Genomic DNA, 24,818 nt, shown 5'->3' with positions numbered 1-24,818 from the left:
AATTCCCAGCCTGTGATTTACTCGCTGCATTCACGTAAAAACCGCATTAAACCGTATTCCTGTAACCACACCAGCTGTTCTGCTTGTTTTACCAGGAAACGTCCGCTGTAGTTAATACCATTGGCAAAAAGCCCCTGCACATTATTAGCGGTACGAGGCAGTATCAGCAGCCAGCGCTCAGTCAAAAGGATGTTATGTGGCTTGCACGCATCGTCCGCCTCATTAAAGAGCGACAAGGCTTTCATCCCCTTCAGATAGGCGTCGTACAGCTCATCAGTGGTCATAGCTTCAACCAGATACAACCAGTGAGCAAATGGCAGCTTTCCACCCGCGATCACTTTTTCCAGCGGAATGTCACTTCGGACCAACTGCATGTGACGGTGTGACTGGCTCGCTCCGGCTAACGGCCCACTGTTATAAAAGCCGAGCACATCTGAGTGTGTAAATCCCCCCAGCCAGGCATGCCAATCTTCCCAGCTTAAAGGTGACTCCTGGGGCACAAAATCTTTTGAGCAAATCAGCAAGTGTGGCGAGATAACGGGAAACTTATTAAGCAGACACACATGGTGCTCCCCTGCTTCGCAAACATACATAGATTTCTCGTAGGGCAGAAAGGGGTTAGAGGTATGCTTAGCCGTCAGATTCAGTAACTTCTTGCCCGCATTCTCTGTGACCAGGTGACCAAGATAACGGACACCCTGTTCTTCAATCTGCTCCGCTTCTGTGGCGATTGGCATAAGGCTACCTTCTGCCAGTGCCTTTGCAGCCACCTGATCCGCAAGTTTCCAGTTCATATCCATATCCCATCTTTTTTAACCAAGATACTCTAACTTGGCATGCGTGTCATAGGAGAAAAGTGTGTATAAAAAAGTTTACGTTATGGCGAATTTTGTCTCTTCAGGAAAACAGGCCCAAGCCTAGCACCAGTAAAGGAAAGTCGGTAAGATTCGCTCAACTTTTTGAGGATACGTCACTAGCTGCTTACTCTGTGTCAACAGATCACTACTCCTGCAGATAGGTTATTTCAGCGTTCGGTCAAACCTGAAACGACACCTGACGATATCGGTCTTGTTCGGTCAAACAAATCGTTAGCATCCTCAAAGCAATGTCGCTAATACGATATTGAGCTCCACAAAAAAAGGCGCTTCCAATCGGAAGCGCCTTTTTACATCTTAGCGGTACTCACTGATTAAATCAGTTCAGCCATCAATAGAAAACAACCGAACAGAAAGCTCAGCGCCAGCGCCATGACTCCGCCGCCCGCCTGATACACAGCTTCGTTACCCTCTTTTTGTGTCACTGTCGCCTCATCGCCATCCTTTCTGACTTTGACTGTCATTGCCATCGGGACAAAAATAGCCAGGAACACAAGAATGATACCGGCATAGCTCAGCACTGACAGGAATTGATTCGCCGCCAGAATCGCCCCCAGCATAGGCAAAATAAAGGTCAGTACATACGTCACTGCCCGATTCTGGCGAAAGGCATCCGCGTTCTGATCAAACAGTGCCATTGCCACACCCAGAAAAGAAGTCAGCAATGCCAGGCCGGTGAAGACAGACAGGATCAGCTGCATACTGCCGTGATTCACACTCAGCGCAGCAATCAGCTCAGAAACATTCGCAAAGCCCACCAGTTGCTCAGGCGACAGATTGCCAACAGCCGCGTAGAGCCAGAACAGGTAACAGAATAATGGGATGACAGAACCTGCAATCACCATATTTCTCAGCTGCTTTTGAGTGGCTTCAGGGTTATAAGTTACCAGCGACGGGATAACCACCATAAAACCGAAGCTGGTAAACAGCACAGAGCTGGTTTTGATGAGTGCGACTTTGTTATCGCTGCCAACCGATGCCAGGTTGTCAGGATTGATGCCAGGCACCAGAGTCACCAGAGTCATGGCCAGCATGATCACCATTGCCGCAAACAGCAGCCGGTTGAGCCGGTCAATCACACCGGTTCCGGCAGCAACAACAACACCCGCTACCACGGTAAACGCAATTTGTGCCTGCGTGGCACTTAATACCACTCCAAGGCCATCGGTCAGCTTTTTGAGCAGATCGCCAGCGCCGATAATGTAGGCCATCAGCAGACACACAAGGAGCGCGTACAGCAAGCCATTTGTCACCAGTTGGCCACCTTTACCCAGTGTTTTACGGGCAATGGAATTCATGCCCAGGCCACCACCAGACTTGATACTGGCTTCAAGCAACAGCAGTGCCGCGTAGGTCGTACCTACCCAGATCAGCAGCATTAGCAGGGTGCCCCACAGTAAGCCAAACTGGGCCAATACCATAGGAATGGCAAGCATGCCTGCACCCAGTGCTGTACCTGCAATAATCAGGGAACTGCCTAACAATTTCATATTCACGGAATTTTCCTTCATGTCCTTAACTGCGGCTTATGTCAAAAGCGCACTCAAGCGTTATCTTTATAACTATCTGATTTAATTCTATTTAAAAGCACTCTGACACGACTCAGGCGCAATCAGTTGTGTTCTGTATGGGCTAACAATGGCCAAAACATCTAAATCGACGAAAGAATTGAAGGCGATAGGCAGAAAACGGGCGTGAAAAAGGCAGCAAGGTCAAAGCGCAGCGGCTGAGCAAAGCACTCAGAAGGGAAATGGTGAGAATAGCGCCCCTACCCGGCAATAATGCCTGGCCTGGAAGCGAGCAGTGTAATGTCATTTATCGTACTCCTAACACGATAGAACTTCGGTCATTTCTGATAAAAACCAGCCAAACTGGCTGATATTTCATCTCTTGCCAGGTCAAGGCAAGGCGTTCGGTCAGGAAGCAAAATAATGAGGTACCGCACAAACTACAACCTGCATTGTTTAAATATTTGATTTTGATCTTGGAAAAAATGGAATACAGGTCAAATTGCCTGTTTGGGCGAGCATAAGAAGCAGATCAATCTGAGTAAATCTTACCCAGATTGATGGTAAATTCACAGCAGGCAGCTTCAGTCGGCACAATAATGCTTATGAAGCATCGCGATGATGTCGATAACAGCAGCATTATCGAGCCGGTAATAGATAGTCTGCGCTTCCCGTCTCGTTTTCACAAAACCGGCCCGGCGCAGCCAGGCCAGATGCTGTGACAAAGACGACTGAGGGATAGGAAATCGCTCATTCAGCTGAGAAACAGACAATTCCTCTTCCTGGAGTACACACAGTATCATCAGCCGGTGCTGATTGCCCATGGCTTTGAGCAGCTCAACCGCCTGCTCGACATTTGCCTCCATGTTGGAATAATCCCGCATTCTACCCTCATAATTTTCAAGACTTTTTAAGCAGACGGTCGATAGTGCCAGAAAACTGCATTCCCGCCAACATCGCGATAACGAAGCCGAAAATTTTAGCATTACCTCCCAGCAGATTACTCACAGCGGGCCCAGGGCAAATCCCCACTAACCCCCACCCCAGGCCAAATAAAATAGCGCCTATAATCAAAGGTTTATCGATAACTTTATTGACAGGAATATAAAACTGTTCGGCTATCAGAGGCTTTGAGCGGGGTTTCACCAAAAAGTGATACCCCAGCCCAAAAACAACCAATGCTGAACCCATCACCAAAATTAAACTGGGATCCCACTGTCCTGCTATATCCAGGAAATTTAACACTTTATCCGGATTGACCATTTGAGAAATCGTTAATCCGGCACCAAACAATAAACCGGCAATAAGAGCAATTAACATCTGCATACCCTTACACTCCTGACAGATGGCGAACAACAAACACCACAACAACAGCGACCAACATGAAGGTTGCTGTTGCGACAATAGATCGGGGAGATAGACGCCCGATACCGCAAATACCGTGTCCGCTGGTACAGCCAGACCCTAATCTTGTTCCGACACCAACCAGCAGCCCACCAGCTATGATGAGAGGCCAGCCAGCATCGATACGTTCTGGCAAATACGTTCCAAAAGGGGCAGCCAGCAATGGGCCGATAATCAGTCCCACTATAAACATCCAACGCCATTTGACATTTGGATCACTGGCATCCATCGCGCCGCTGACAATACCTGAAATACCCGCTATGCGACCATTCAGCAGCAGCAGTATCAGTGCGCTAATACCCAACACTGCCCCACCTGCCAGCGCCGTCCAAGGTGTGAATTCTGTCATTTCATTACTCTCACTAATGCAGTTAATCGTTTCAGTTTGGCGACAACCGAGTGGCGCACAAACAGCGTTGAGTGGTTCAATCTGCCTGACTTGGCCGCTCGAGGGTTAACGGAATCTTGATGTAGGCTGTATCGTTACTCTCGGCAGCCGGTAAATGACCGCCACGTATATTCACCTGCACAGATGGATACAGCAGTTTAGGCACATCCAGATGCTTGTCTCTGGCTTGTCTCACCTGAATAAACGCGTCTTTGTCTACGCCCTGGTGAATGTGGATATTGTTACAGCGGCTCTCTGCAACTGTCGTGACATAAGCCAGCTCCCGGCCATCAGGTTGATAATCATGGCACATCCATAACCTGGTCTCGGCCGGCAGGCTGTGTAACCGGGACACACTGTCATACAACACACCTGCATCACCGCCGGGAAAATCACACCGGGCTGTACCGCCGTCCGGCATGAATAAGGTATCTCCGACGAAGGCATTACCTTCAATAAGGTAAGTCACACTGTCATTCGTGTGTCCTGGTGTCGACATCACCTTGCCGGTTAATGCGCCAATCGTAAAAACCTCACCATCTTTAAACAGATGATCGAAGACCTGACCATCTGCCATTAACTCATCGTCAGCGATATTAAATACCGCTTTAAAGGTTTTTTGTACCTTGACGATTCCTTCGCCAACACCAAGAGGGCTACCGAGCTGCTCGCGGAGATAATGTGCCGCTGATAAGTGATCGGCATGGGCGTGCGTTTCCAAAATCCAGTCGACAGTCAGTTGCTGTTCTTTGATAAACGCCAGTTGCTGATCAGCAAATGCAGTCCAGACCTTGCCGGAGTGAGCCGAAAAATCCAGGACACTGTCCACAATGGCAGCGTGTCCGCCCTGTTTGTCGTAGACAACATAACTTATGGTACTGGTGTCAGTGTGATAGAAAGCTTTAATCATCGCATTCATCAGACTCTTCCTTTGCATTAATATCTATATATCGTATATTACACATATACGAACAATCATAGCAAGTTTTGAGGTCTCTATGATCACCCTTTTTTTTGGTGCAATAGCTGTCGGGCTTAGCCTGGGCATGCTTGGCTCCGGCGGCGCTATTCTCACGGTACCAATTCTGGCTTACGGTTTGGGACAGACAGAGAAACAAGCAATAGCCAGTGCCTTAATTATTGTCGGAATAATCAGCAGTATCACTTCATTCAATGGTATCAGACAGCGATTAGTGAACTGGTCTTTAGTGATGCTGTTCGGTTTTCCCGGTATGGCAGGAACTTACCTGGGAGCCTGGTTCGCCAGCTATCTGGATGGTGCTATCCAGATGACAGTATTTGCCATCGTGATGTTGGCAGCGGCGTGGCGAATGTTCCAGCCGGTTGGCCTTACATCCTCTCACGCTCAGACTCAGTCATATTGGTTGACCGGATTGCAGGGACTGCTGGTCGGGGTGCTGACCGGATTTGTCGGAGTGGGCGGTGGGTTTCTGATTGTCCCTGCGCTTGTACTGCTCAGTGGTCTGACGATGCAAACTGCGGTGGCGACCAGCCTGGTGATCATCGTCATGAACTCGTTGATCGGTTTTCTGAAATACCAGGATGTCCTTGCTCTTACACACACCCAGCTGGATTGGTCTGTGATTGCGATCATGGCTGTCATTGGTGTGGCGGGCAGTTTAGCCGGGCAGCGACTGTCCGGGCGGTTACCCCAACATCGCTTACAACGTATTTTTTCTGTGTGTTTGATTCTGATGGCAGGATTCATTCTTTACCAGTCACTGCCTTCACTGCTCCCTTCGATGACTCTCTGAGGTTAAGAGGAATATGATTATGCTTGTCAATGGACGCGACTTAGCCAACCGGGCTAAACAAAGTATTGAAGAAATTCACTGCCATGAATTAGCGTTACTGCTCACTCAGGAGATTATTTTAATCGATGTTCGCGAACGTCATGAAGTCGACACAGGCATGCTGCCAGGCGCCATCCATATTTCCCGGGGCGTACTTGAAATGCAGCTTGATACGCACCCAGCGGTTGCCCATCACAGCAATCCGCTTGAAGTGATGGCTCAGCAGCCTGTTTACCTTTACTGTCGATCCGGTGTCCGCTCGGCCTTAGCCGCAGAATCGCTGCAAAAAATGGGATTTACGCGGGTGTTTTCACTGGCTGGCGGCATACAGGCCTGGCAAGACGCCAAACTGCCTGTGGTCAATGCCAAGACATAGTGAAGTCACGTGAAGCCTTATTATCAGGCAAGCGCCTGATCAGTGTCTTCCGTACATACCGCACTGCCCGACAGTCAACCAATTCGCTTGTGCCAGTCATGCTGTGGAAGATTTTGGCCTCCACAGCATGATCTCAGAGACTGTCACTGCACCGCCATCCCGCTGAGTCTCTGCTGTCTGTCCCGATATCATCCTCTTAGTTTGAAAGCAGTTCAAAAAGTCATAATCAATCGCTTGATATTCAATCGATTCCATTTATGTTTATGTCTCCTTGCTGGCGAGTTCGATTGACAAGACCGAAGACATTCTGTGGCCCATTTTATCTGCCATCGTGCATCCGTCTTATTTACGCAGATGATTAACGCTCTTTAATACTCAGGTCTGCCAGCTCATCTTTCTTTTTCTATAAGCCATAAACATGAAGAATCAGCACGAATCAGAATCTAACCGGCGTCCCCTTGCCGTCAGGGAGACGGCTTTAACCAAGCGCATTGCAGTCTGGTTAAGCCAGAAAAACATCACACCGAACCAGATCTCCCTGATGAGCATAGTATTTGCCATCATCGGCCTGCTCTCAATGCTGTGGTACAAAGCCTCCGCGTTCAGTGTCCTGTTGCTTGTCGCTGCAGCCTGTATCCAGTTGCGGCTGCTGTGCAATCTGTTCGATGGCATGGTCGCTGTAGAAGGCGGCAAGAAAACCCCGGCAGGTGAATTATTCAATGACGTGCCCGATCGTCTTGCTGACCCGCTGTTGATTCTGGCCGCTGGCTTTGCAACTCAGTCTGATATCGGTATGACACTGGCATGGCTGTGCGCCCTGGTCGCCGTGCTGACGGCGTACGTTCGCGTATTAGGGGTCAGCATGGGCTGTCCGGCCGACTTCCGCGGGCCTATGGCCAAACAGCACAGAATGGCGCTGCTGACAGTGAGCTTCCTGGTCTTGTTCGTCAGCCAGGTGTTCGCCTTGCTGCCAGAGGTGCTGGCCTACACGCTGGACGCCGCGCTGGCGATCATGCTGGTTGGATCTGTGATAACCACCTGGCGCCGTCTGGTGGGTATTTATCGCTATAAAGCGACAGAGCAGACTGATAAGGAAAGCGCAGACAATGAATAGTATTCCTTCCCATTCGCTGTACCTGATGCTCGCCATCATTGCCGTACTGGTAACAGGTACGCTGGTGTATTTGTGGAAATCGCGCGCCCATCCGGACAGGGATTACCTTGAACTGAAGCTGCGTATCCGTTCCTGGTGGTGGATGATTGGGATTGTTTTTGTCGTCCTCTACCTGCCGTTAACCTATACGCTGTTTTTTGTCGGTTTTCTGAGTTTTATGGCGCTGAAAGAATTTTTGTCTATCGTGCCGACCCGAATGACAGACCGCCGCGTGATCTTCTGGGCCTACCTGTCGATTCCCTTTCAATATTACTGGCTGTCGATTGGCTGGTACGGCATGTTCATCATTTTCATCCCTGTGTATGTGTTCCTGTACCTGCCGATGGTGATGGTACTGATTGGCGATACCAAAGGCTTCATCCGCTCGGCCGGTATTATTCACTGGGCCATGATGCTGACCGTGTTTTGTATCAGCCATATGGCCTATCTGCTGGTCTTGCCAAGCCTGAACCCGGACGCCGGATCCTTGGGCATGCTGCTGTTTCTGCTGGTATTTACCCAGTTTAACGATGTCTGTCAGTACGTCTGGGGCAAATCCTTTGGTAAACGTAAGATAGTGCCCAAAGTCAGCCCGAACAAAACCTGGGAAGGTTTTATCGGCGGCAGCGCAACCGTGATTTTGGTGTCCTCTTTCGTCGCGCCCTATCTCACGCCCCTCACCTCGCTGCAGGGTCTGGTAGCCGGTATGATTATTGCGTTCAGTGGGTTTATCGGGGATTTAGTGATTTCTTCGGTGAAACGTGATTTGCAGATCAAAGACACCAGCCAGTTTATTCCGGGCCACGGCGGCATTCTGGATCGCATCGACAGCCTGATGTTCACAGCGCCGCTGTTCTTCCATTACATTTACTATCTCTACTATTGAGGATCCCATGGCTCACGTGCTCAAGGTGTTATTTATCCTCTTCATTGTTAAGCCGCTGGTATTTATTGGCCTTGGGCTGAACATCATCCAGCGGCAAAACCTGCCTGTAAATGGTCCGGTTGTGGTGGCAGCCAACCATAACAGCCATTTAGATACCCTGGTGTTACTGGCGCTGTTTCCCATTTCCATCGTCCATAAAGTTCGCCCGGTCGCCGCGGCAGATTACTTTCTGGCCAATAAAATCGTTGCCTGGCTGTCGCTGAACGTCATTGGCATTATTCCGCTGAGACGATCCCCTTCACCCAGCCAGCGGGAAGCGGTATTACAGGAGTGCCATCAGGCATTGGCACAAGGGGATATACTGATCATCTTCCCGGAAGGCAGCCGGGGCGAACCGGAAACCATGAGCGGCATTAAGAAAGGCATTTACCATTTAGTGAAAGATCATGAGGGCTGCCCGGTTATTCCGGTGGTCATGCGCGGGCTGGGCCGTTCTTTACCCAGAGGCACCGCTATGTTTGTGCCCTTTAACTGTGATGTGGTGATTGGTGAGCCGGTCAGTCATTTTGACGATGCCAACGCTTTCGTCGATACCATGCAGGCCAGGTATCATGAGTTGGCCAAACATTGCATTACGCAAACCAGCAGCGAAAATTAATACCAGCTCAAAAGCAACAAGCCTGTCTCAGACAGGCTTGTTATCAGGGGTGAATCATTACAAAGGCATTACGCCGATTGCGGACGCGCTCTGTGACGCTGAGCAGGTCGCTTGTTGCCGCCAGCTGCGTTACCGGCAGGTCTTGCATTGCCCGCTGATTGACCCGCTTCAGAACGTCCGGCACCATTTTTGTTTGCAGCATTAGCCTGGCCATTCGTTCTGCGCCTTGGCTTTTGCGCAGAATTCCCACTGGCATTGTTTCTCTCACCTTGAGCCTGGCCTGAGCGCGGTTTATTCGACTTCGGTTTCTTCGGCTTTTTCGGTTTGATCGGACGCGAGTCCAGCTTAGACTCCGGCAATGGATTACTCGGCTTGTAACCGTCCAGTTCCATACGCGGCAGCAGTTGCTGAATTAAACGCTCAATGCCAAACAACTCGTCAGCTTCCTGAGCGCACACCAGCGAAATCGCTTTACCTGTCTCGCCCGCACGGCCTGTACGTCCGATACGGTGAACATAATCTTCCGCCACATTGGGCAGCTCAAAGTTCACCACTTGTGGTAACTGAGGAATATCGATACCGCGTGCAGCAATGTCTGTCGCCACTAACACGCGAATTTTGCCCGATTTAAAATCAGCCAGCGCTTTGGTTCGTGCGCCCTGACTCTTGTTACCGTGAATGGCCGCAGAAGCCAGCTTCTCTTCAGACAAAAATGCTGCCAGGCGGTTTGCGCCGTGTTTAGTACGGGTAAACACCAACACCTGCTGCCAGTCGCCATCCTTGATCAGTTTGACCAGCATAGGCGCTTTCTTCTTCACATCAGCCGGATAGATACACTGCTCAACCGTTCTTGCCGTTGAGTTCGCGGTATTGACAGAAATTTCAACAGGGTTGTTTACCAGGCCTTTCGCCAGGGTGCGAATTTCTTCAGAAAACGTTGCTGAAAACAGCAAGTTCTGACGTTTCGCAGGAAGCAATTTGAGAATTTTTTGAATATCGCGGATGAAACCCATATCCAGCATGCGGTCAGCTTCATCCAGCACCAGAACTTCCAGCTGATCAAATTTCACTGCATTCTGGTTATACAAATCCATCAGACGCCCTGGTGTTGCCACCAGAATATCTGCGCCTTTGCGCAAACGCAGCATCTGCGGATTAATCTTTACCCCACCAAACACCACGGCACTGCTCAGCGGCAGATGACGGCTGTAGACAGACACGCTTTCCTGTACCTGTGCTGCCAGCTCGCGCGTCGGCGTTAAGATAAGCGCACGCACTTGGTTACTGCGAACCTGCGGGCCCTGATAAAGACGCTCAAGAATCGGTAATGTAAAGCCAGCGGTTTTACCTGTTCCCGTCTGAGCTGCAGCCATGACGTCTTTTCCATCTAACACAGCCGGAATAGCCTGTGCTTGAATTGGTGAGGGAGTGTCGTATCCTTTTTCTTGAATAGCTTTCAGGATTGGCGCAGAAAGACCTGTTGAGGCAAAACCCATATATGATTCTCAATTGTTAATGATGTGAATGTTCGCCTAACTCTCTGACGGCGAAAAGTCCGACATTCTGAGGCTTTCACTCCCGGGTAGCAACCTATAATTGTGATTTGTTTCGTGGCAGGCCCAGAGAAAGAACGTCAACAGAACAATATTCTCAGCGAAAAACCGCGAGATCTTGCGAGAAATTCATCGAAAAATCAGCAAGGATCAGTAGCCAGAATGAAGCATGGGTGCCATTTCTTCAGCATGTCATCGTGAAGAAATGGCACCAGCCCAATGCGTCACGCGCATTTCGCTCAATATCTATCAGATCAAACTGAGCTTTATCTTTTCATCGCTATAGCTGTTTGGTAAAACTGCCAACCGCCATATCCACTTTCTCGGCCCCTTTGCGAATATCACTCATCATTTGCCCCGCTTTGTTTGACAAAGTGAGTGTTTCAGATGCCTGAGACAAACCCTGTTCAATCAAATGAACCGCATTTCCCGTTAAGGTTAAATTCTCAGATACCACAGCAACAATTTCATCAGTGGTCTGGCTTGTCCTTGATGCGAGTTGACGGACTTCATCAGCCACAACGGCAAAACCACGTCCCTGTTCACCTGCTCTGGCCGCTTCAATGGCAGCATTCAGCGCCAGAAGGTTAGTTTGCGCCGCTATCCCATTAATGCTGCCCACCAACTCGTTAATTTTCTGAGATTGCTCATACAGTGCCTGGATACCTGCATTCGCTTTTTCCATCACTTTTGTTAACTCTTCCATTTTCTCTATGGTTGAATCAATAACTTGTTTGCCTTGCGTCGTCTGCTGACCGGTCTCTGTCGAGACTTCATGAGCAATGTCAGCGGCTTCCGCAATCGCAATCTCACGATTAATCTGCTCAGTAATCACGGTGGCAAATTTGACAACTTTATATAACTCACCATGCGCGTTATAAATGGGGTTGTAAGACGCTTCTAACCAAACGACATTCCCGTAGCTGTCGATACGTTTAAACCGGTCAGAGACAAACTCCCCTTGTCCCAGCCTTTGCCAAAACGCACGATATTCAGGAGAGTTGGCCTCTGAACTTTCACAGAAAATGCGATGATGCTGCCCGACAATTTTCGTTTTTTCATAACCCATAGACGCCAGAAAATTGCTGTTAGCATCAATAATAATACCGTCTAATGTGAACTCGATGACTGCCGTAGAACGGTGCAAAGCATTAATAAGATCCTCTTGCTCCCGGGACATTGCAATGGTTCTGGTAAGCTCAGAGGCATAAATAACAATATGCTTAATGCCGCCAGTCGTAGATAAAATGGGTTGAAGAATTGCCCTCAACCAGGCTTCTTCACCATTTCCTTTTAAAATTTGCAATGCACCATTCCAGTGCTTCCGCTGCCTGATTGCATCAGACATCAAATGAAAGTGACGAGTGTCCCGCGCCTGCAGAGGAACCAAATCAGCAATATGTTTACCTTTAATGTCTTCCAGCGGTAACAAAATATCATTTTGAAACAATGTGTTAGATGAAATTACATTCCCACCCTCGTCCAGAGTCAGTCGGAGCATATCAGAATCTATACTCTCTTTAACTTGCGATAATGCATATAGCTCTGCTTTCAGCTCATGGTTTTGTTGCTTTATTTTTCTGAAAAACATATCACTTGTCCTGCGAATCTTGTCATGGGTGAGTGAAGTAAAATTAGGGATGATACAAAAAAACCAGAACGATCGCTCTGGTTAAGAATGACACTGTTATTGTTTGGTAAGCTTTACGCTGATACGAGACATAGCCTGCCGCCAGTTAGTCTACCTGATTGTCAATGTGAGATCACACACTTTGAAAATTAACGTAAACCAATGATTTTAATAAGATTTATAGAAATTTCTCTTTGGTGATTTTTACCAACTAAGACATTAAAATTGAGCTCAAATGCTTTGAATATGTATGCTGGCCCAAACAGCGGGACAGGCATTGGGTACGAAATGGCTACCCTCTGCCATCGAAACAAATCAGATGGCGAGCGTTACGGATCATTTCGGGCTTTTCGGGGGTTGTTTGGCCTTGTCCGATCGTGCCGGACTGCCAGGCACCCACCATGATCCAACCTTGTCAGCTTCTGCTGTACGCTCTGCCTCAGTGAGATTGCGCGTACGGACAATGGAAAACAGCATTGAGCCGCCGATCAGAACGGCAGTGATCAATAACGCCAATTCCGTCGGAATGAGCTTAGTGCCGAAATACGCGTTCACCAGCATCTTCACTCCAACGAAGATTAGCACCAGTGAGAGTCCGTACTTTAGGTAATGAAAGCGGTGTATCACCCCCACCAACGCAAAATACAGTGCCCGCAAACCGAGAATGGCGAACACGTTTGACGTGTAAATAATGAATGGGTCGGTTGTGATAGCAAAAATAGCAGGAATGGAATCCAGTGCGAACACCACGTCGGTCAGTTCCACCAGCACCAGCGTAATGAACAAAGGTGTCATGTAAAGCAGGCCGTTCTGACGGACGAAAAAGTGCTGGCCGACAAAACCTGCCGTCACCCGAAAGTGTCGCCGCATGAACACTGCCACGCGGTTTTTGTCCAGATCCGGCGTCTGACTTACAGTGACCAGCATTTTGATGCCGGTAAAGACCAGAAAAGCGCCAAACAGATAGATCATCCAATGGAAGGTATCAATTACAGCTGTCCCTGCCCAAATGAGGCTCCCGCGCAAAACCAGAGCGAACAGCACGCCCCAGAAGAGCACCCGATACTGAGATTGAGGCGGCACCGAAAAATGCATAAAAATCAGCACAAAGACAAAAATATTGTCGACGCTTAAGCTCTTCTCAATAAAATAGCCCGTCAGGAACGCGTACCCTGCTTCCCGACTCATAAAAGCAAAGATCCCGGCCGCAAAAAGCAGCGCTAAAATGACATAGCCAAGACTAAGTAACAAAGCTTCACGTACTGCAATCACCCGGTCGCCCCGGTGCAGGACACCAAGGTCCAAAGCCAGCAACAAAATGACGAACAGGTTAAAACCGATCCACAGCCAAATCATGCCCATATTATTGCCCGGTCACCTTGAGGTTAAGATTGCCAAAGAGTGCCACCTCGGATTAAGTCATCAGTACTGTCATCACTAACGCCGAATAATTACGCACCCAAACTCGTCACCGAAAGTGTAGCGGGTGTTTGGCAACCGGGAGATCCATGTAGCCGCTTGTTAGCGGACGAACGCTTCAAGTGAACAGGGCATATTTTCAGGAAAAGGGAATAGTAAATGTCTGTTCACGATAATAACAACGACTGTGAAATAGTCATTTTTATTCACCTTGATTAAGACCGAGTTCTTTTTGTTTTTTCTTACTTAACCCTAAAGACACAATACGGTATGACTCTTTGAGGTAATATCTTAACGCTTCATCTTTTGTGCTGGCGGTATCGGTCTGCTGAATCCATTTCATCCCCCGCGAAGCCAGATAGGGCGCAGGTCTGAATCCGGGTTCATCTTTTAAGATATTAAAATTGAGCTCAGAGGCTTTGAAGGTGTATGCGGGCCCGCCCGGTTTGTCCCAGCCACCAATGGCGAAAACTTTACCGCCCACTTTCCAGACATGGGCGCCTCCCCACTGAACAACGTATGTCGTTGCGGGCAAAGAGCGGCAAAATGCATTGTATTCATCATATGTCACAGGAATAATCCTTTTCATTCATCATTGATGGCACCACTTCCCTTGGCCGTCCTGCCATTCATTATGGTCAAAGCCAATGGCCCTTAAAACATGTAACCCAGCCAATCGAGCTGCCCGGACTCCCAGTGTTTGCCACTAATGGGCTTAATAAAAAGATCATCAAGATGTTCAAAGGCAACACCGAAATTTTTATGCTCATGCAACCTCAGCCAAGCACTTGGTGCATGTATCTGCCTGAAGCCATTATTCGTGTAAAACTTAGTCAGATCAGAGACTAACACAATGAAATCGACATCCCGACTCTTCGAATATTCGCTGAGTTGCGACAACATAGCCGACCCGATACCCTGCCCCTGATGCGTTTTGGCTACGCAAAAATCGATAACACCAAGTACCTTAAATGCGCATCCCCCAACGCCAATAACACGATAGTCCAGCCCCAGGTAGCCCACTAACCTTTTATCTTTGTATTCCAGCGCGCGCATATGCGGTAACTGTTTGTAATATGAACGGGCAACTTGATGATCAGGAAATGCCTCATTCCGAAGCGCTGTTATCGCGGCATGCTCATCACTTGTTACGTCTAACTCAGGTTTGATGTTCACAGTTTACTCCTCAGAGACTGGCGGTCATGAACATTATGTTACAGACACAGAGGTTTTCTGCTGTTTTATCTGAAAGTTAGGACATAATTGGCAAAAAAAACGCCCCCGCTAATGCGGAGGCGGTGCTCAATGGAACAGCCATCTCATCAAAAATTATTTTGTGCCGGATTACTTTTTATAGTGCTCGTACACTTTATTAAACGCAGCGGCGAATTTTTCCATGTGCTGCTCTGAATAAACAGGGTGGGTATGGAACACAATCGAGCTGTCTCCCAGTTGTCTGGCCGCCTGGCAGTCCGTTAAGGTGTAATCAATCTGCCGGTGGGCCGGGTCGTTAAACGGGTAATTATTGGTGCCAAACCCATTTTGCTTCTGGAATGCATCTTCATTGTAAACTTCAGGCCAGGGCACCGGATAACCAGGTACACCTTCGGCATCAATGGCTTTGGTGAAGGTCTTGATGTCACAACTGAGCTGGCTCATATCCAGAACAAACGGTGCCCACCAGAAAGCATTGCCACGTACTTCATCATCAGCCGGTGCATGCGTAACTAAAGGGTGTTCCTTCAGTAACACAGTCAGGAAGCGGCCATTACGGATTCGCTGTTCCAATGCACTTGCCTTGAAGCGGGATAACTCCCTGATACCAATGGCAGACTGAATTTCTGTCATCCGATAATTAAAGCCAACCTGAGTATGGATGTAAGGCAATTTTTGTGAGATTTCAAACAGACCCAGTCTTTTGGCTACGTCGTAACCGTGATCGCGGAACGAGCGGCATTTCCAGACCAGATCTTCTGAATTAACGTACACAGCACCGCCTTCACCGCCTGTTGTAATGTGCTTGCTCTGACAAAAACTGAAGCAACCGGCATCACCAATAGTACCCAGGTAAGCCCCCTTGTATTTAGCACCCAATGCCTGCGCGCAATCTTCGATGACCTTTAAATCATACTTTCTGGCGATCGCCATGATAGCGTCCATATCGGTCGGCACCCCGAAAGTATGCACGACCACAATGGCTTTGGTTTTATCGCTGATTTTGCTTTCTACCGACTTGGGGTCAAGGGTATGGGTATGATCAACATCGGCAAATACAGGTAGCGCACCCGCTTGCAGAATAGAAAATGCGGTAGCAATAAAGGTATAGGACTGACAAATCACTTCATCACCCGAACCAATACCCAGTGCGGAAAATGCCGTATGTAAGGCTGACGTACCATTGGTGGTGGTGACGACATAACCATCGCCCAGATAAGCAGCTAAGTCCTTTTCAAAGGCCATTCCACGTTTGCCGGTCCAATAGTTAATTTCACCGGTTTTTAAGATGGCTTCAATATCATCCATCACGGATAAATCCAGGCTTGGCCAGGCTGGCAATGCCTCTGAAATGACAGGGCTACCGCCCAGAATCGCGAGTTTATTCATAATTATTCCTGCTTAAAGGTGTGATGCAAGCCAACGGGACAGTGCGCATATGGTTAAGGCCGGATTGGCGATGCCCAGACGAGGAAAAGCGCCAGGCCCAATGGCATACACGCCCGGCATGGCGGTTAATTCCAAATCGTTTGTTAAAGCAATATCACCGGTTCCGCCTATGGGGTGCGTACAGCTTTCGTGTTCGTACGAGCCGTAAGGGAAGATAAATCTCGTATATACATTGGATTGTTCCGTTTCACTCAGCGCTGCCAGTGCCTGCTCTATCTCGGTACTTTCTGTCGATCCGAAGAAAGCGCCCGATTGTTCTGTCGGTGTGTCAAACAACGGTACTAAGTCTGCGCTTAACTGCTCACTGGCAAATTTAACAATGCGTCTGGCAACACGGTTGTAGTTTTCAATCCCTGCCTCTGAATGGTGTGACTGAATTTCCAGCCTTGTCTGTCCCTGACTGTAATGACAATGGAGCTGGCTGAATTCAGACTGATGCGGGTTTTGCTCAATCACGGCCATCAGTAACAAAATGCGATCGCCGCTGTCGAGATTCGGTCGCTCAACCACAAAGATGTTGGCATTCAGGTCATGATGCTCGCTGAAACCATGCCACAACATTTCATGGCGGTATTGAGCAATGCGTTCACCTTGACCAATCTTAACGGCGATACCAATACAGTAATGATCGGTAACCTGTGCTGTGGTGGATTTTCCCAGCGATGTGGAAATAATCTTGTTATTCACCAAAGCCGATGCCGACAAAATACATTTATCGAACGGTAACGGATTCACAGTCCGCCCTTCCTGATCGATAAGAAAAAAACCTTCCGGTTTCTTTTCCACCTTGGCGACAGTCGCTCTCTCAATTCGGATCACCCCATCCCTGATAAAGGGTTCAAGCTGATATAAAGGACTGTATGACGAGAATGCTGCATTCTCGCCGACAACGGCCGCCTGAGGCGCATGAAATAAAGACATGCCAACCTGTTGCTGTCTGGTCATTTCCGGGTATTTACCGGTAAATTCCTTCTGCAGTTGGCTATACAGCCCTTCAGAGCCATTCAATCGCTGTTGCCAAACCTCAGGCCAGCTTGCCAGTGCCTGCGGTTCAAGCGGCAGCATGACCCCGTGATAACACAGCGAACGTCCTCCCAAACGTTCACTGATGCCACCGATGGCCCAATGTTCATCCGCCGTCCAGTGCACTTTCTTTTCATCCCCTTGCAAAACACGGGTATCGAAATGCACATGTTCTTTACGCAAATCCGGTCCGGCTTCATAAATCACCATCTTATTTCCCTGAATGGCGGAATAAAGCGCAAACTCAAGGCCAGACAGTCCCCCTCCGACTACACAAAACGTCGACATTTTCTCTCCTTAATTAAAGTCCCTTTCGGGCGAAAATTACCGTCTGTCAGCCAGGTATAAAATGGTCAACCCTAACAAACCAACAGCCGATGAAATAAATATGGTCATGCTGATATCAAAGAAATAATTACCCAGGAAGTAGACAACAGATGAAACCGAAGACGAGACAAAGAATGAAATCGACAGCAACGAACTGCCAACGCCTGGTCTTCCTTCAGCCAGCGATTGCAAAAATCCGATTGGGATACTTATCAGACATGCCGCTCCCAGCGCAATCAAAGGAATTAACAGATAAACATGAACGATATTCTGCGTCACAGACAACAGCATGGTAGACAATGAGAATATTACCGCACCCATAATTATTACACTGGATGTCTTCTTTTTCTGCGCTGTCTTAGACCAATAAAAAATAAAGAAAACCTCAAACACAGCAATGCCAGCTTCAAACGCCCCAATATCTGAATACTCCCCCTGCACCTGATTAACAATAATAAAAGGCACAGTCGCATCTAAGGTAAACAGCATATTGGTAACAAGTGATACGCTTATCAGTTTAATGATATTTGAAGCATGGAATACTTTAGAGATAGGTTCGGAAGACAACATGGATTTATGGCTTTCATTGACAAACTTTTCTTTAAAGTACAAGGTGAAGATCAGACAGCACATAATGCCAGAGAACAACCAGATAAAGATCAGCTGTTCTTTCTGAAGTGCTAACATACCAATCATACCCAATACCCCATCGAGTAGGTCGAGCGCAGTGCCGCATTTTCATTGTGCGCATTATCAGAGCCATCCACATTGCGCTTCGCCGCGGCATAACCAAAAATCAATGAGTTCAATACACAAAATACAGGCAGCAACAAACAATTAGCTAAAAAGTACGTATACTCGTTCGGCCAGACATAAAGTGTAATATTTCCAAACACACCACAGATACTGCAAATAATAATATACTTTACAAAACTACCTTCTTTATCTGACCGCATACCAAAGTAAATACTGAAGAAGGTAATGATTACTCCCGACAGTAGAATCACTAAACTGTAGTAAATCTCTTGCAGACCAATAACATCGACACCAAAAATATTTTTATAGGGATTTACAGCAGCATTTGCACTGGCAAACAGTAAAATGGCAAACACCTGTTTATTCATAAACAGAGAAACGGGCGAATCTGAGCGACCGAACGATTTTAAAATATTGAACATATAAAGCCTTTGTGTCGCACGCTCTAATAAGAACATGGTCAATTAAGGTGTAACTCTGAAATCCTGACAATTAATCGATAAGTCAGTTGGCGGGAGATTAAACACAAGAATATGTTTTTTATATCAACAAAAGAACTTCTCTCGAGTCACTTAATACTATTTAAAGAAACAAACAGAGCTCAACAATTAAAAGCGTGATCAAGAGTAGATACCAAAAAAAGAAGCAATAAAATATAACTCTCAGCCTGATCATCATCAACAACAAACCCTCCGACAAACCACCAATGGAAGCGACAATAATCTGCTTATCTATCAGATATGGCTACTTTATACCAAGAACAATAACACTGTTAGATCAGCCCATTAAAAATAGAGTTGTCATTAATTTCATTTGCAAACAAGCGTCATAAACCATGTACTTTTTCATAGAGAAAAAACACCAGGACAGACATAGAAAGGAGGAAAACCAAAAGGAAAGTCAGGCAGGGAAATCAGGACAGACACAGCAGGATACTATCGGGACAGGCACAGTGAAGCCCCAAGCTATCAGGACAGACACCAGATGAAACGATTAATGCTACGCGTCACAAGCGACTTATCGTCAGCGCCGCGTAACAATAAAGAATATGGAGAATACGCACTTTATTAATATGACAAGGCACTCTGCCGCTGGCTCAAAGCTTTTCAGTGAACTCGCCACAAGCTTCGCATTGATAGCCATGGCGGTAAAAAAACAAGGGAAAGCCCAGTAAAAGGAAAACGACAAATGCGGGTCGCTTTCCCTTTGTGTACGGCAGTAAATCATGGCTACCACAACGCGGACAGGCATCCGCTTCCCCGGAGAAGATATGACTGTCCTCGACAGCTTGTGACTCAACAGCTTGCGAGAAGTCGCAGCTCAAAATATCACGGGCTTGTTCAGCCTGTTGTTTCGCGACCATCAGGCGTACGCCACCCATCGCATTGGAATACAGCCACTGCACATTCACTGTATGCTCGTCAGCCAGATGGCTATGAATACCGGCAGCCTCAAGGCTGGCTTTCGCAATATGCGCTTCGTGGGGAAACGAAAAACGGGCAACAACTATCATGTATTCTTCCTTGTGCTTAACCAGACTGAGCGGTGCATGGCAGCACCGCGTTTCTTAGCCCCTGTCTACAGCTCCGCGCAACCGTTGCTAGCAATCTACGATAGTTTCGAATCCGCCATAAATAAGGCGCTTGCCATCAAACGGCATAGGGTTCAGATTCTGATCACAGATAGGATCTTTCATAAACAGAGCCATGCCTTCGTCTCGTGCCGCTTTTGAAGGCCATTGGATCCATGAAAACACCACTGTCTCACTGTCTTTACATTTAACTGCCATAGGAAAAGACGTGACTTCGCCATCTGGTATATCATCGCCCCAGGTTTCGACCACACGCTCGGCGCCGTACTTTTTAAAGACCTGTGCGGCTTCTGCGGCATGTTGTCGGTATTCCTCTCGTTTGTCTGTTGGCACAGCGCAAACAAAGCCATCAACATAACTCATGATCTTTCTCCTCTGCCTATGGTGCGTTACGCACCTCTGTGTCTTGATAACTCACGTTATTTTCGCCCTGCAACTCGCGTACCGGACGAATTTCTACGCTGCCGTAGCGTGCCGGCGGGATCTTACTGGCCATCTGAATCGCTTCGTTCAGATCCCGGACATCTAACAGGTAGAAACCTGCCAGCTGTTCTTTGGTTTCAGCAAACGGGCCGTCCGTAATGTCCACCTTGCCATTCCGAACGCGTAACGTGGTGGCCGCCTGGACAGATAGCAACGCCTCGCCTCCGATCATATAGTCACGCGACCGCAGGGATTCGCCGCAATCGATACACTCACGGTTGAGCGCATCCCACTCGTCTTGCGTAAGCGCCTTCATTACTGATTCGTCGTAATAGACCAAAGCTACATATTTCATTGCCCTGATACTCCTGTCTGATTTCAGAAGCCTGCTACTGCTGGCTGTCGTCGCCTGGTAACATCACCATCCAGCCCATGCCAAACTTATCCGTTACCTGGCCATATAAAGGTGACCAGAAGGTTTTATCCAGCGGCATACGAACCGAACCACCGTCTGCCAGCGCATCAAATACACGACGCGCTTCCGCTTCGGAGTCAATCGTTAATGCCAGATTGAACCCGGTAAACGGCCCCTCGTCACCACAGCCGTCTGAGGCAAAAAGTGTCATATTTCCGACCGTAAATTCGCAGTGCATCACCTTGTTTTCAAAGCCGGGAGGTAACATACCCTCGGGCACAGGATCCGGGCTTTCATTAAACCGAAATAGCATGACCACACTGGCGCCAAGGTGTTTCTGGTAATATTGCAGCGCCTCATCACAGCAGCCAGAGAAAAACAGATAGCAGTGTGATTGCGCTTTTTGCATCGCAAGTGTTTGCCTTAACTGAGTTTCTTGTGCACGAGCCGATCCGTCGCTGTCGATTTCAGCAAAATCGTCCATTTCATAAAAAGGGCGGATTTCAATGTCGGACGCTTCTTCCATCGGGTTCGGACATTTTTTAACCCATTCAACGGCTTCGTCCATTGAGCTGACATTCCAGACCCAATAACCGGCCACTAGCTCATTAGTTTCGGCAAATGGCCCTTTGGTCACGGTACGCTCACTGCCCTTAAAACGTACGCGAATGCCTTCACTGCTGGGTTTTAAACCGTCGCCCGATGCCATGACGCCGGCTTTCACCAGAGTTTCGTTGAACTCGCCCATGGCCAGTAACAACTCCTGGGTTGGCATCTTGCCGGCTTCCGAACTTTCACTGGCTTTCACAATTACCATGACTTTCATTGCGCTTCTCCTGTCTGTGTATTCAGGTTGATTTAAGAGCGGCTTCTTTTTGCTCTCTACACAATAGTCGAGTGAACCTTCAGAAAATCGACAACGCGTGAAAAATTTTTTGATCTTTTGACTGGTAACTATTTAAGGTGTTGTCAGCAGTGCCAACTTTCGTCTGAGAATGCGCTGTTCCGGGGCTTGCTGAGTCAGGCTCAGTGCGCGCTCAAATGCTGAGATAGCTTCTTGCACCCGACCGGCCCGGCTGAGCAATTCGCCATAGGTCGCATAGGTGAGGTGATAGGTTTGGAGGACTTTTTGTTCAAGCAGATTTTCAACGATCTCTATCCCTGCCTGCGGACCATCACGCATCGCCACGGCGACAGCCCGATTGAGTTCAATGACTGGCGAGGGCGCCACTTGAAGCAGCAGGGAATAAAGCGACACTATCCGGGCCCAATCGGTGCTGGCCATATCCGCCGCCTGAGCATGGGCCGCCGCAATCGCGGCCTGTAATGTGTAATAGCCAATATTTCTGGTTTCCAGGGCACTCTGTACTAAGGCAATCCCCTCTTCTATCAGAGCGGCATCCCACAACCTGCGATCCTGATCTTCCAGCAATACGATGTCGCCTTGCTGATCCGTTCGGGCGCCTCGGCGGGATTCATTGAGCAGCATCAGCGCCAGCAAGCCAGACACTTCAGCATCGGGCAGCAAGGATCTCACTAAACGCGCCAAACGAATGGCTTCCGCCGTCAGCTCGGAACGTGTGACACGCTCCCCCGCCGACGCAGAGTAGCCTTCGTTATAGACCAGATAGATGACAGACAGCACGGATTCAATTCTGTCCGGCAGCTCAGTTTCTGAAGGCAGTTGAAAGGGAATGTTCGCTTCGCGGATTTTTGCCTTACCCCGCACAATGCGCTGGGCCATGGTGGATGGCGACGTCAGAAAGGCACTGGCAATTTCTTCCGTGGTCAAACCACACACTTCCCTCAGCGTCAGCGCGACCTGCACTTTGGCATCTATGGCCGGATGACAGCAGGTAAAGATCAACCGCAGCTGATCGTCTTCAATCACCTGATCATCGAATTCGAATGGGCTTTCAGTGTCAGAGCGGATAAAGGATGTGTCATTGGGAGCATCGAGCAGCTCTGAGACAATCTCGACTTGCCGTTTTTGCCGGCGCAGATGATCGATAGCTTTGAAGCGTCCGACAGACACCAGCCAGGCACTGGGGTTATCAGGAATCCCCTCTTTCGGCCACTGAGTTAACGCCGTGCTGAACGCATCGTGCAGCGCCTCTTCTGCGAGATTAAAGTCACCCAGCAAACGAATTAAGCTCGCATACACTTTACGGGCCTCGTTGCGATACAGGTTCTCTACTTTGCTTTGTACTGCTTCGCTTGTTACAGGTGATTTCATTCGTCTCTCTCGCGCTGTTCGGTTTCCTCTGAGCAGTCTGAAGCGGGCGTTTGCAGCACTTCACGACATTGCCCACTCCACGGCTTTGGCGGCATGGATGGCCGTCGTGTCGTACAGAGGGATACCAGCATGCTCCTGAGAGATTAACATGCCTATTTCAGTACACCCCAAAATAACAGCATCAACCCCAGCCAGCTCTAACGCATGGACGATACGAATATACTCATGACGAGATGTCGCATTAATATTACCCAGGCAAAGTTCGTTATAAATGATGTCATGAACCTGCTTTCGATCTTTTTCGCTGGGTATGACAACCTCAAGACCGTACTTTTCCGACAAACGATCTTTATAGAAAGATTGCTCCATTGTAAAAGCGGTGCCTAATAGACCCACCTTGCTGATCCCGTCTTTTACGAGCTCTTCGCCAGTGGCATCAGCAATATGAAGCAGGGGAATACTGATGCTCTGTTCTACCTCTGGGACAACTTTATGCATGGTATTCGTGCAGATCAACACGAAGTCGGCCCCCGCAGATTCCACACTTTTTGCCGCATCAACCAGTATCTCAGCCGCACCTGTCCAGTTGCCGCTGTGCTGTAATTTTTCAATAGGAGCAAAATCAACACTATGAAGAAAGATTTTAGCTGAGTGGAGACCACCCAACGTATTTTTTACACCTTGGTTAATTTTCCGATAGTACCCGATCGTACTTTCCCAGCTCATTCCGCCTATCAGCCCAATTGTCTTCATGCGCTCTCACCGCTCCCTGAATATAGTCCTGTATCAAAAAATACGCGGACAGACACAACAAATGAATCACTCAGCCTGTTTAACGTGCCTGTCCTTGTTAGTAGTTCTTGTTAGCACTGTATAACATGTCTGTCCCTGTAATCCGCAAGCAATCAAAACCGATAGCTCAATTCAATCATGTGGAAATCAGCCCCTGTTGTATCAGATCCATTCACACCAGCATCGGAATAATGGAGAAAACGATAGCCTAACCCCAGATTGTTAAACAGCGGCACACCAACGCCAAAAGTCAGGGCAAACTGGAAAGGCCCGCCATAATCTTGCACTCCAAAGCGATACTTACTTAATAGTGCCCCACCGGCTCCTAAATCCAGCGTAAACCTGCCGTTTTCACTGCCCAGGGTCAAGTCGGGGATAGCAGAGACAACAAAAGCATTTCCCCCGGTCGCCTGCAGCATTCCGGCACTCACCATCAAGCGCGTGCCCATTCCCCAACCTGAAGTGGAATAATCTTGCCATGGTAAGCTGAAGTTCGCCGCCAGGTCGTACACCTCAAAATCCTCCGGCGCATCATCTCCAAGTAATGTCTGCTCTGAAACACGGGCGCGAATACTGAGGCTCTGTAATTTCAGCTCTTCCGGGTAGCTCTGGCTGGGGCAGGAAAGGCAACAAATGGCGATCAACATCCGTCTTAGCGATACTAAATGGCGATGAGAACCGATCACAGATCTACCAGAGGATCTACCAGGACAGACATCAGTTCTACAAGGACAGACAGGTGAAGAAAAAAACAACTTCATCAATTTCAGGAGATTCTGACCCAGATCCCCACTTCGTGATTTGCTCCTTTTTTCGGCCAGCACAGACGTATACTGTACATTCATCCAGTTCAATTATTGTGACTCCCAATGACGACAGCACGCAGCCAACTTATCAGTATAGAAGCTACGCCCTACTACCATTGCG

At 48.3% G+C, this 24,818-nt stretch carries 27 protein-coding genes; 5 read left to right on the top strand and 22 right to left on the bottom strand.

From position 1 onward, the window contains the following. Window positions 1-17 precede the first annotated feature (17 nt). The 6 genes from P0Y67_RS12420 to P0Y67_RS12395 all read right to left on the bottom strand — a co-directional run bounded on the left by P0Y67_RS12420 (window position 18) and on the right by P0Y67_RS12395 (window position 5,094). Window positions 18-794 carry a phosphorylase gene (locus P0Y67_RS12420; RefSeq protein ID WP_027253212.1) on the bottom strand — a complete coding sequence of 259 codons (777 nt, stop codon included), beginning with the start codon at window positions 792-794 and terminating at the stop codon, window positions 18-20. 395 nt (window positions 795-1,189) lie between these two features. Further along, window positions 1,190-2,371, bottom strand: a complete 1,182-nt coding sequence (locus tag P0Y67_RS12415) for an amino acid permease (protein ID WP_342392112.1) — start codon at window positions 2,369-2,371, stop codon at window positions 1,190-1,192. A gap of 596 nt (window positions 2,372-2,967) precedes the next feature. Further along, a complete protein-coding gene (locus tag P0Y67_RS12410) occupies window positions 2,968-3,267 on the bottom strand; it encodes an ArsR/SmtB family transcription factor (RefSeq protein WP_027253214.1) in 300 nt (99 codons plus the stop codon). 16 nt (window positions 3,268-3,283) lie between these two features. Continuing rightward, on the bottom strand, window positions 3,284-3,709 hold the full coding sequence (locus P0Y67_RS12405; RefSeq protein WP_342392111.1) for a YeeE/YedE family protein: 426 nt from the start codon (window positions 3,707-3,709) through the stop codon (window positions 3,284-3,286). Window positions 3,710-3,713: 4 nt separating this feature from the next. Continuing rightward, window positions 3,714-4,136, bottom strand: a complete 423-nt coding sequence (locus tag P0Y67_RS12400) for a YeeE/YedE family protein (protein ID WP_342392110.1) — start codon at window positions 4,134-4,136, stop codon at window positions 3,714-3,716. A 76-nt stretch (window positions 4,137-4,212) separates the two neighbouring features. Then, the gene (locus P0Y67_RS12395; RefSeq protein ID WP_342392109.1) at window positions 4,213-5,094 is read right to left on the bottom strand and encodes an MBL fold metallo-hydrolase; all 882 of its coding nucleotides are present in this window, start codon (window positions 5,092-5,094) and stop codon (window positions 4,213-4,215) included. Window positions 5,095-5,173: 79 nt separating this feature from the next. On the opposite strand from P0Y67_RS12395, the gene P0Y67_RS12390 reads away from it, so the two are divergent. The 5 genes from P0Y67_RS12390 to P0Y67_RS12370 all read left to right on the top strand — a co-directional run bounded on the left by P0Y67_RS12390 (window position 5,174) and on the right by P0Y67_RS12370 (window position 9,062). After that, complete coding sequence (locus tag P0Y67_RS12390; protein ID WP_342392108.1) at window positions 5,174-5,950, top strand: sulfite exporter TauE/SafE family protein; 777 nt, start codon at window positions 5,174-5,176, stop codon at window positions 5,948-5,950. 19 nt (window positions 5,951-5,969) lie between these two features. Continuing rightward, on the top strand, window positions 5,970-6,365 hold the full coding sequence (locus P0Y67_RS12385; protein WP_342392107.1) for a rhodanese-like domain-containing protein: 396 nt from the start codon (window positions 5,970-5,972) through the stop codon (window positions 6,363-6,365). A gap of 418 nt (window positions 6,366-6,783) precedes the next feature. Next, a complete protein-coding gene (locus P0Y67_RS12380) occupies window positions 6,784-7,479 on the top strand; it encodes a CDP-alcohol phosphatidyltransferase family protein (RefSeq protein WP_342392106.1) in 696 nt (231 codons plus the stop codon). Further along, window positions 7,472-8,404, top strand: a complete 933-nt coding sequence (locus P0Y67_RS12375; protein ID WP_342392105.1) for a phosphatidate cytidylyltransferase — start codon at window positions 7,472-7,474, stop codon at window positions 8,402-8,404. Before P0Y67_RS12380 ends, P0Y67_RS12375 begins: the two co-directional genes overlap by 8 nt. 7 nt (window positions 8,405-8,411) lie before the next feature. Beyond that, entirely contained in the window at window positions 8,412-9,062 is a 651-nt protein-coding gene (locus tag P0Y67_RS12370; protein ID WP_342392104.1) for a lysophospholipid acyltransferase family protein, read from the top strand. Window positions 9,063-9,130: 68 nt separating this feature from the next. On the opposite strand, the gene P0Y67_RS12365 is transcribed toward P0Y67_RS12370, so the two are convergent. From P0Y67_RS12365 to P0Y67_RS12290, 16 genes are all read right to left on the bottom strand, one after another. After that, the gene (locus P0Y67_RS12365; protein ID WP_161446763.1) at window positions 9,131-10,558 is read right to left on the bottom strand and encodes a DEAD/DEAH box helicase; all 1,428 of its coding nucleotides are present in this window, start codon (window positions 10,556-10,558) and stop codon (window positions 9,131-9,133) included. Between the two features lie 337 nt (window positions 10,559-10,895). After that, a complete protein-coding gene (locus P0Y67_RS12360; protein ID WP_342392103.1) occupies window positions 10,896-12,206 on the bottom strand; it encodes a methyl-accepting chemotaxis protein in 1,311 nt (436 codons plus the stop codon). Window positions 12,207-12,581: 375 nt separating this feature from the next. Continuing rightward, complete coding sequence (locus tag P0Y67_RS12355) at window positions 12,582-13,607, bottom strand: TerC family protein (protein ID WP_342392102.1); 1,026 nt, start codon at window positions 13,605-13,607, stop codon at window positions 12,582-12,584. A gap of 259 nt (window positions 13,608-13,866) precedes the next feature. Continuing rightward, entirely contained in the window at window positions 13,867-14,235 is a 369-nt protein-coding gene (locus tag P0Y67_RS12350; protein WP_342392101.1) for an MmcQ/YjbR family DNA-binding protein, read from the bottom strand. Between the two features lie 83 nt (window positions 14,236-14,318). Further along, complete coding sequence (locus P0Y67_RS12345) at window positions 14,319-14,840, bottom strand: GNAT family N-acetyltransferase (RefSeq protein ID WP_342392100.1); 522 nt, start codon at window positions 14,838-14,840, stop codon at window positions 14,319-14,321. A gap of 168 nt (window positions 14,841-15,008) precedes the next feature. Further along, window positions 15,009-16,268, bottom strand: coding sequence for a DegT/DnrJ/EryC1/StrS family aminotransferase (locus tag P0Y67_RS12340; protein WP_342392099.1), 1,260 nt, complete (start codon window positions 16,266-16,268; stop codon window positions 15,009-15,011). Between the two features lie 12 nt (window positions 16,269-16,280). Further along, a complete protein-coding gene (locus P0Y67_RS12335) occupies window positions 16,281-17,639 on the bottom strand; it encodes a hypothetical protein (RefSeq protein WP_342392098.1) in 1,359 nt (452 codons plus the stop codon). Between the two features lie 36 nt (window positions 17,640-17,675). Then, window positions 17,676-18,374 carry a hypothetical protein gene (locus P0Y67_RS12330; RefSeq protein ID WP_342392097.1) on the bottom strand — a complete coding sequence of 233 codons (699 nt, stop codon included), beginning with the start codon at window positions 18,372-18,374 and terminating at the stop codon, window positions 17,676-17,678. Next, window positions 18,371-18,856, bottom strand: coding sequence for a hypothetical protein (locus P0Y67_RS12325; RefSeq protein ID WP_342392096.1), 486 nt, complete (start codon window positions 18,854-18,856; stop codon window positions 18,371-18,373). Before P0Y67_RS12325 ends, P0Y67_RS12330 begins: the two co-directional genes overlap by 4 nt. Before the next feature lie 674 nt (window positions 18,857-19,530). Then, window positions 19,531-19,947, bottom strand: a complete 417-nt coding sequence (locus P0Y67_RS12320) for a putative signal transducing protein (protein ID WP_342392095.1) — start codon at window positions 19,945-19,947, stop codon at window positions 19,531-19,533. A gap of 87 nt (window positions 19,948-20,034) precedes the next feature. After that, a complete protein-coding gene (locus P0Y67_RS12315) occupies window positions 20,035-20,388 on the bottom strand; it encodes a DUF1428 domain-containing protein (protein WP_027253233.1) in 354 nt (117 codons plus the stop codon). Window positions 20,389-20,404: 16 nt separating this feature from the next. Further along, on the bottom strand, window positions 20,405-20,803 hold the full coding sequence (locus P0Y67_RS12310; RefSeq protein WP_342392094.1) for a YciI family protein: 399 nt from the start codon (window positions 20,801-20,803) through the stop codon (window positions 20,405-20,407). Between the two features lie 34 nt (window positions 20,804-20,837). Then, window positions 20,838-21,689, bottom strand: a complete 852-nt coding sequence (locus P0Y67_RS12305) for a YciI family protein (protein ID WP_342392093.1) — start codon at window positions 21,687-21,689, stop codon at window positions 20,838-20,840. A 132-nt stretch (window positions 21,690-21,821) separates the two neighbouring features. Next, window positions 21,822-23,099, bottom strand: coding sequence for an RNA polymerase sigma factor (locus tag P0Y67_RS12300; protein ID WP_342392092.1), 1,278 nt, complete (start codon window positions 23,097-23,099; stop codon window positions 21,822-21,824). Between the two features lie 60 nt (window positions 23,100-23,159). Continuing rightward, a complete protein-coding gene (locus P0Y67_RS12295; RefSeq protein ID WP_342392091.1) occupies window positions 23,160-23,852 on the bottom strand; it encodes an aspartate/glutamate racemase family protein in 693 nt (230 codons plus the stop codon). Window positions 23,853-24,004: 152 nt separating this feature from the next. Next, window positions 24,005-24,538: an acyloxyacyl hydrolase gene (locus P0Y67_RS12290; protein WP_342392090.1), complete on the bottom strand. Its 534-nt coding sequence runs from the start codon at window positions 24,536-24,538 to the stop codon at window positions 24,005-24,007. Window positions 24,539-24,818 lie beyond the last annotated feature (280 nt).

This window comes from Photobacterium sp. SP02 (assembly GCF_038519165.1).
Taxonomy (GTDB): domain Bacteria; phylum Pseudomonadota; class Gammaproteobacteria; order Enterobacterales; family Vibrionaceae; genus Photobacterium; species Photobacterium halotolerans.
This window is presented reverse-complemented; position numbering and strand designations above follow the sequence as displayed.

Excerpts from the sequence above, each read along its gene's own strand:
- P0Y67_RS12335 (WP_342392098.1), bottom strand. The coding sequence starts at position 17,639 with ATGTCGACGTTTTGTGTAGTCGGAGGGGGACTGTCTGGCCTTGAGTTT.
- P0Y67_RS12360 (WP_342392103.1), bottom strand. The coding sequence starts at position 12,206 with ATGTTTTTCAGAAAAATAAAGCAACAAAACCATGAGCTGAAAGCAGAG.
- P0Y67_RS12395 (WP_342392109.1), bottom strand. The coding sequence starts at position 5,094 with ATGAATGCGATGATTAAAGCTTTCTATCACACTGACACCAGTACCATA.
- P0Y67_RS12330 (WP_342392097.1), bottom strand. The coding sequence starts at position 18,374 with ATGATTGGTATGTTAGCACTTCAGAAAGAACAGCTGATCTTTATCTGG.
- P0Y67_RS12410 (WP_027253214.1), bottom strand. The coding sequence starts at position 3,267 with ATGCGGGATTATTCCAACATGGAGGCAAATGTCGAGCAGGCGGTTGAG.
- P0Y67_RS12380 (WP_342392106.1), top strand. The coding sequence starts at position 6,784 with ATGAAGAATCAGCACGAATCAGAATCTAACCGGCGTCCCCTTGCCGTC.
- P0Y67_RS12340 (WP_342392099.1), bottom strand. The coding sequence starts at position 16,268 with ATGAATAAACTCGCGATTCTGGGCGGTAGCCCTGTCATTTCAGAGGCA.
- P0Y67_RS12420 (WP_027253212.1), bottom strand. The coding sequence starts at position 794 with ATGAACTGGAAACTTGCGGATCAGGTGGCTGCAAAGGCACTGGCAGAA.
- P0Y67_RS12370 (WP_342392104.1), top strand. The coding sequence starts at position 8,412 with ATGGCTCACGTGCTCAAGGTGTTATTTATCCTCTTCATTGTTAAGCCG.
- P0Y67_RS12320 (WP_342392095.1), bottom strand. The coding sequence starts at position 19,947 with ATGATAGTTGTTGCCCGTTTTTCGTTTCCCCACGAAGCGCATATTGCG.
- P0Y67_RS12295 (WP_342392091.1), bottom strand. The coding sequence starts at position 23,852 with ATGAAGACAATTGGGCTGATAGGCGGAATGAGCTGGGAAAGTACGATC.
- P0Y67_RS12390 (WP_342392108.1), top strand. The coding sequence starts at position 5,174 with ATGATCACCCTTTTTTTTGGTGCAATAGCTGTCGGGCTTAGCCTGGGC.
- P0Y67_RS12315 (WP_027253233.1), bottom strand. The coding sequence starts at position 20,388 with ATGAGTTATGTTGATGGCTTTGTTTGCGCTGTGCCAACAGACAAACGA.
- P0Y67_RS12290 (WP_342392090.1), bottom strand. The coding sequence starts at position 24,538 with ATGTTGATCGCCATTTGTTGCCTTTCCTGCCCCAGCCAGAGCTACCCG.
- P0Y67_RS12325 (WP_342392096.1), bottom strand. The coding sequence starts at position 18,856 with ATGTTCAATATTTTAAAATCGTTCGGTCGCTCAGATTCGCCCGTTTCT.
- P0Y67_RS12385 (WP_342392107.1), top strand. The coding sequence starts at position 5,970 with ATGCTTGTCAATGGACGCGACTTAGCCAACCGGGCTAAACAAAGTATT.
- P0Y67_RS12365 (WP_161446763.1), bottom strand. The coding sequence starts at position 10,558 with ATGGGTTTTGCCTCAACAGGTCTTTCTGCGCCAATCCTGAAAGCTATT.
- P0Y67_RS12305 (WP_342392093.1), bottom strand. The coding sequence starts at position 21,689 with ATGAAAGTCATGGTAATTGTGAAAGCCAGTGAAAGTTCGGAAGCCGGC.
- P0Y67_RS12300 (WP_342392092.1), bottom strand. The coding sequence starts at position 23,099 with ATGAAATCACCTGTAACAAGCGAAGCAGTACAAAGCAAAGTAGAGAAC.
- P0Y67_RS12400 (WP_342392110.1), bottom strand. The coding sequence starts at position 4,136 with ATGACAGAATTCACACCTTGGACGGCGCTGGCAGGTGGGGCAGTGTTG.
- P0Y67_RS12375 (WP_342392105.1), top strand. The coding sequence starts at position 7,472 with ATGAATAGTATTCCTTCCCATTCGCTGTACCTGATGCTCGCCATCATT.
- P0Y67_RS12355 (WP_342392102.1), bottom strand. The coding sequence starts at position 13,607 with ATGGGCATGATTTGGCTGTGGATCGGTTTTAACCTGTTCGTCATTTTG.
- P0Y67_RS12405 (WP_342392111.1), bottom strand. The coding sequence starts at position 3,709 with ATGCAGATGTTAATTGCTCTTATTGCCGGTTTATTGTTTGGTGCCGGA.
- P0Y67_RS12310 (WP_342392094.1), bottom strand. The coding sequence starts at position 20,803 with ATGAAATATGTAGCTTTGGTCTATTACGACGAATCAGTAATGAAGGCG.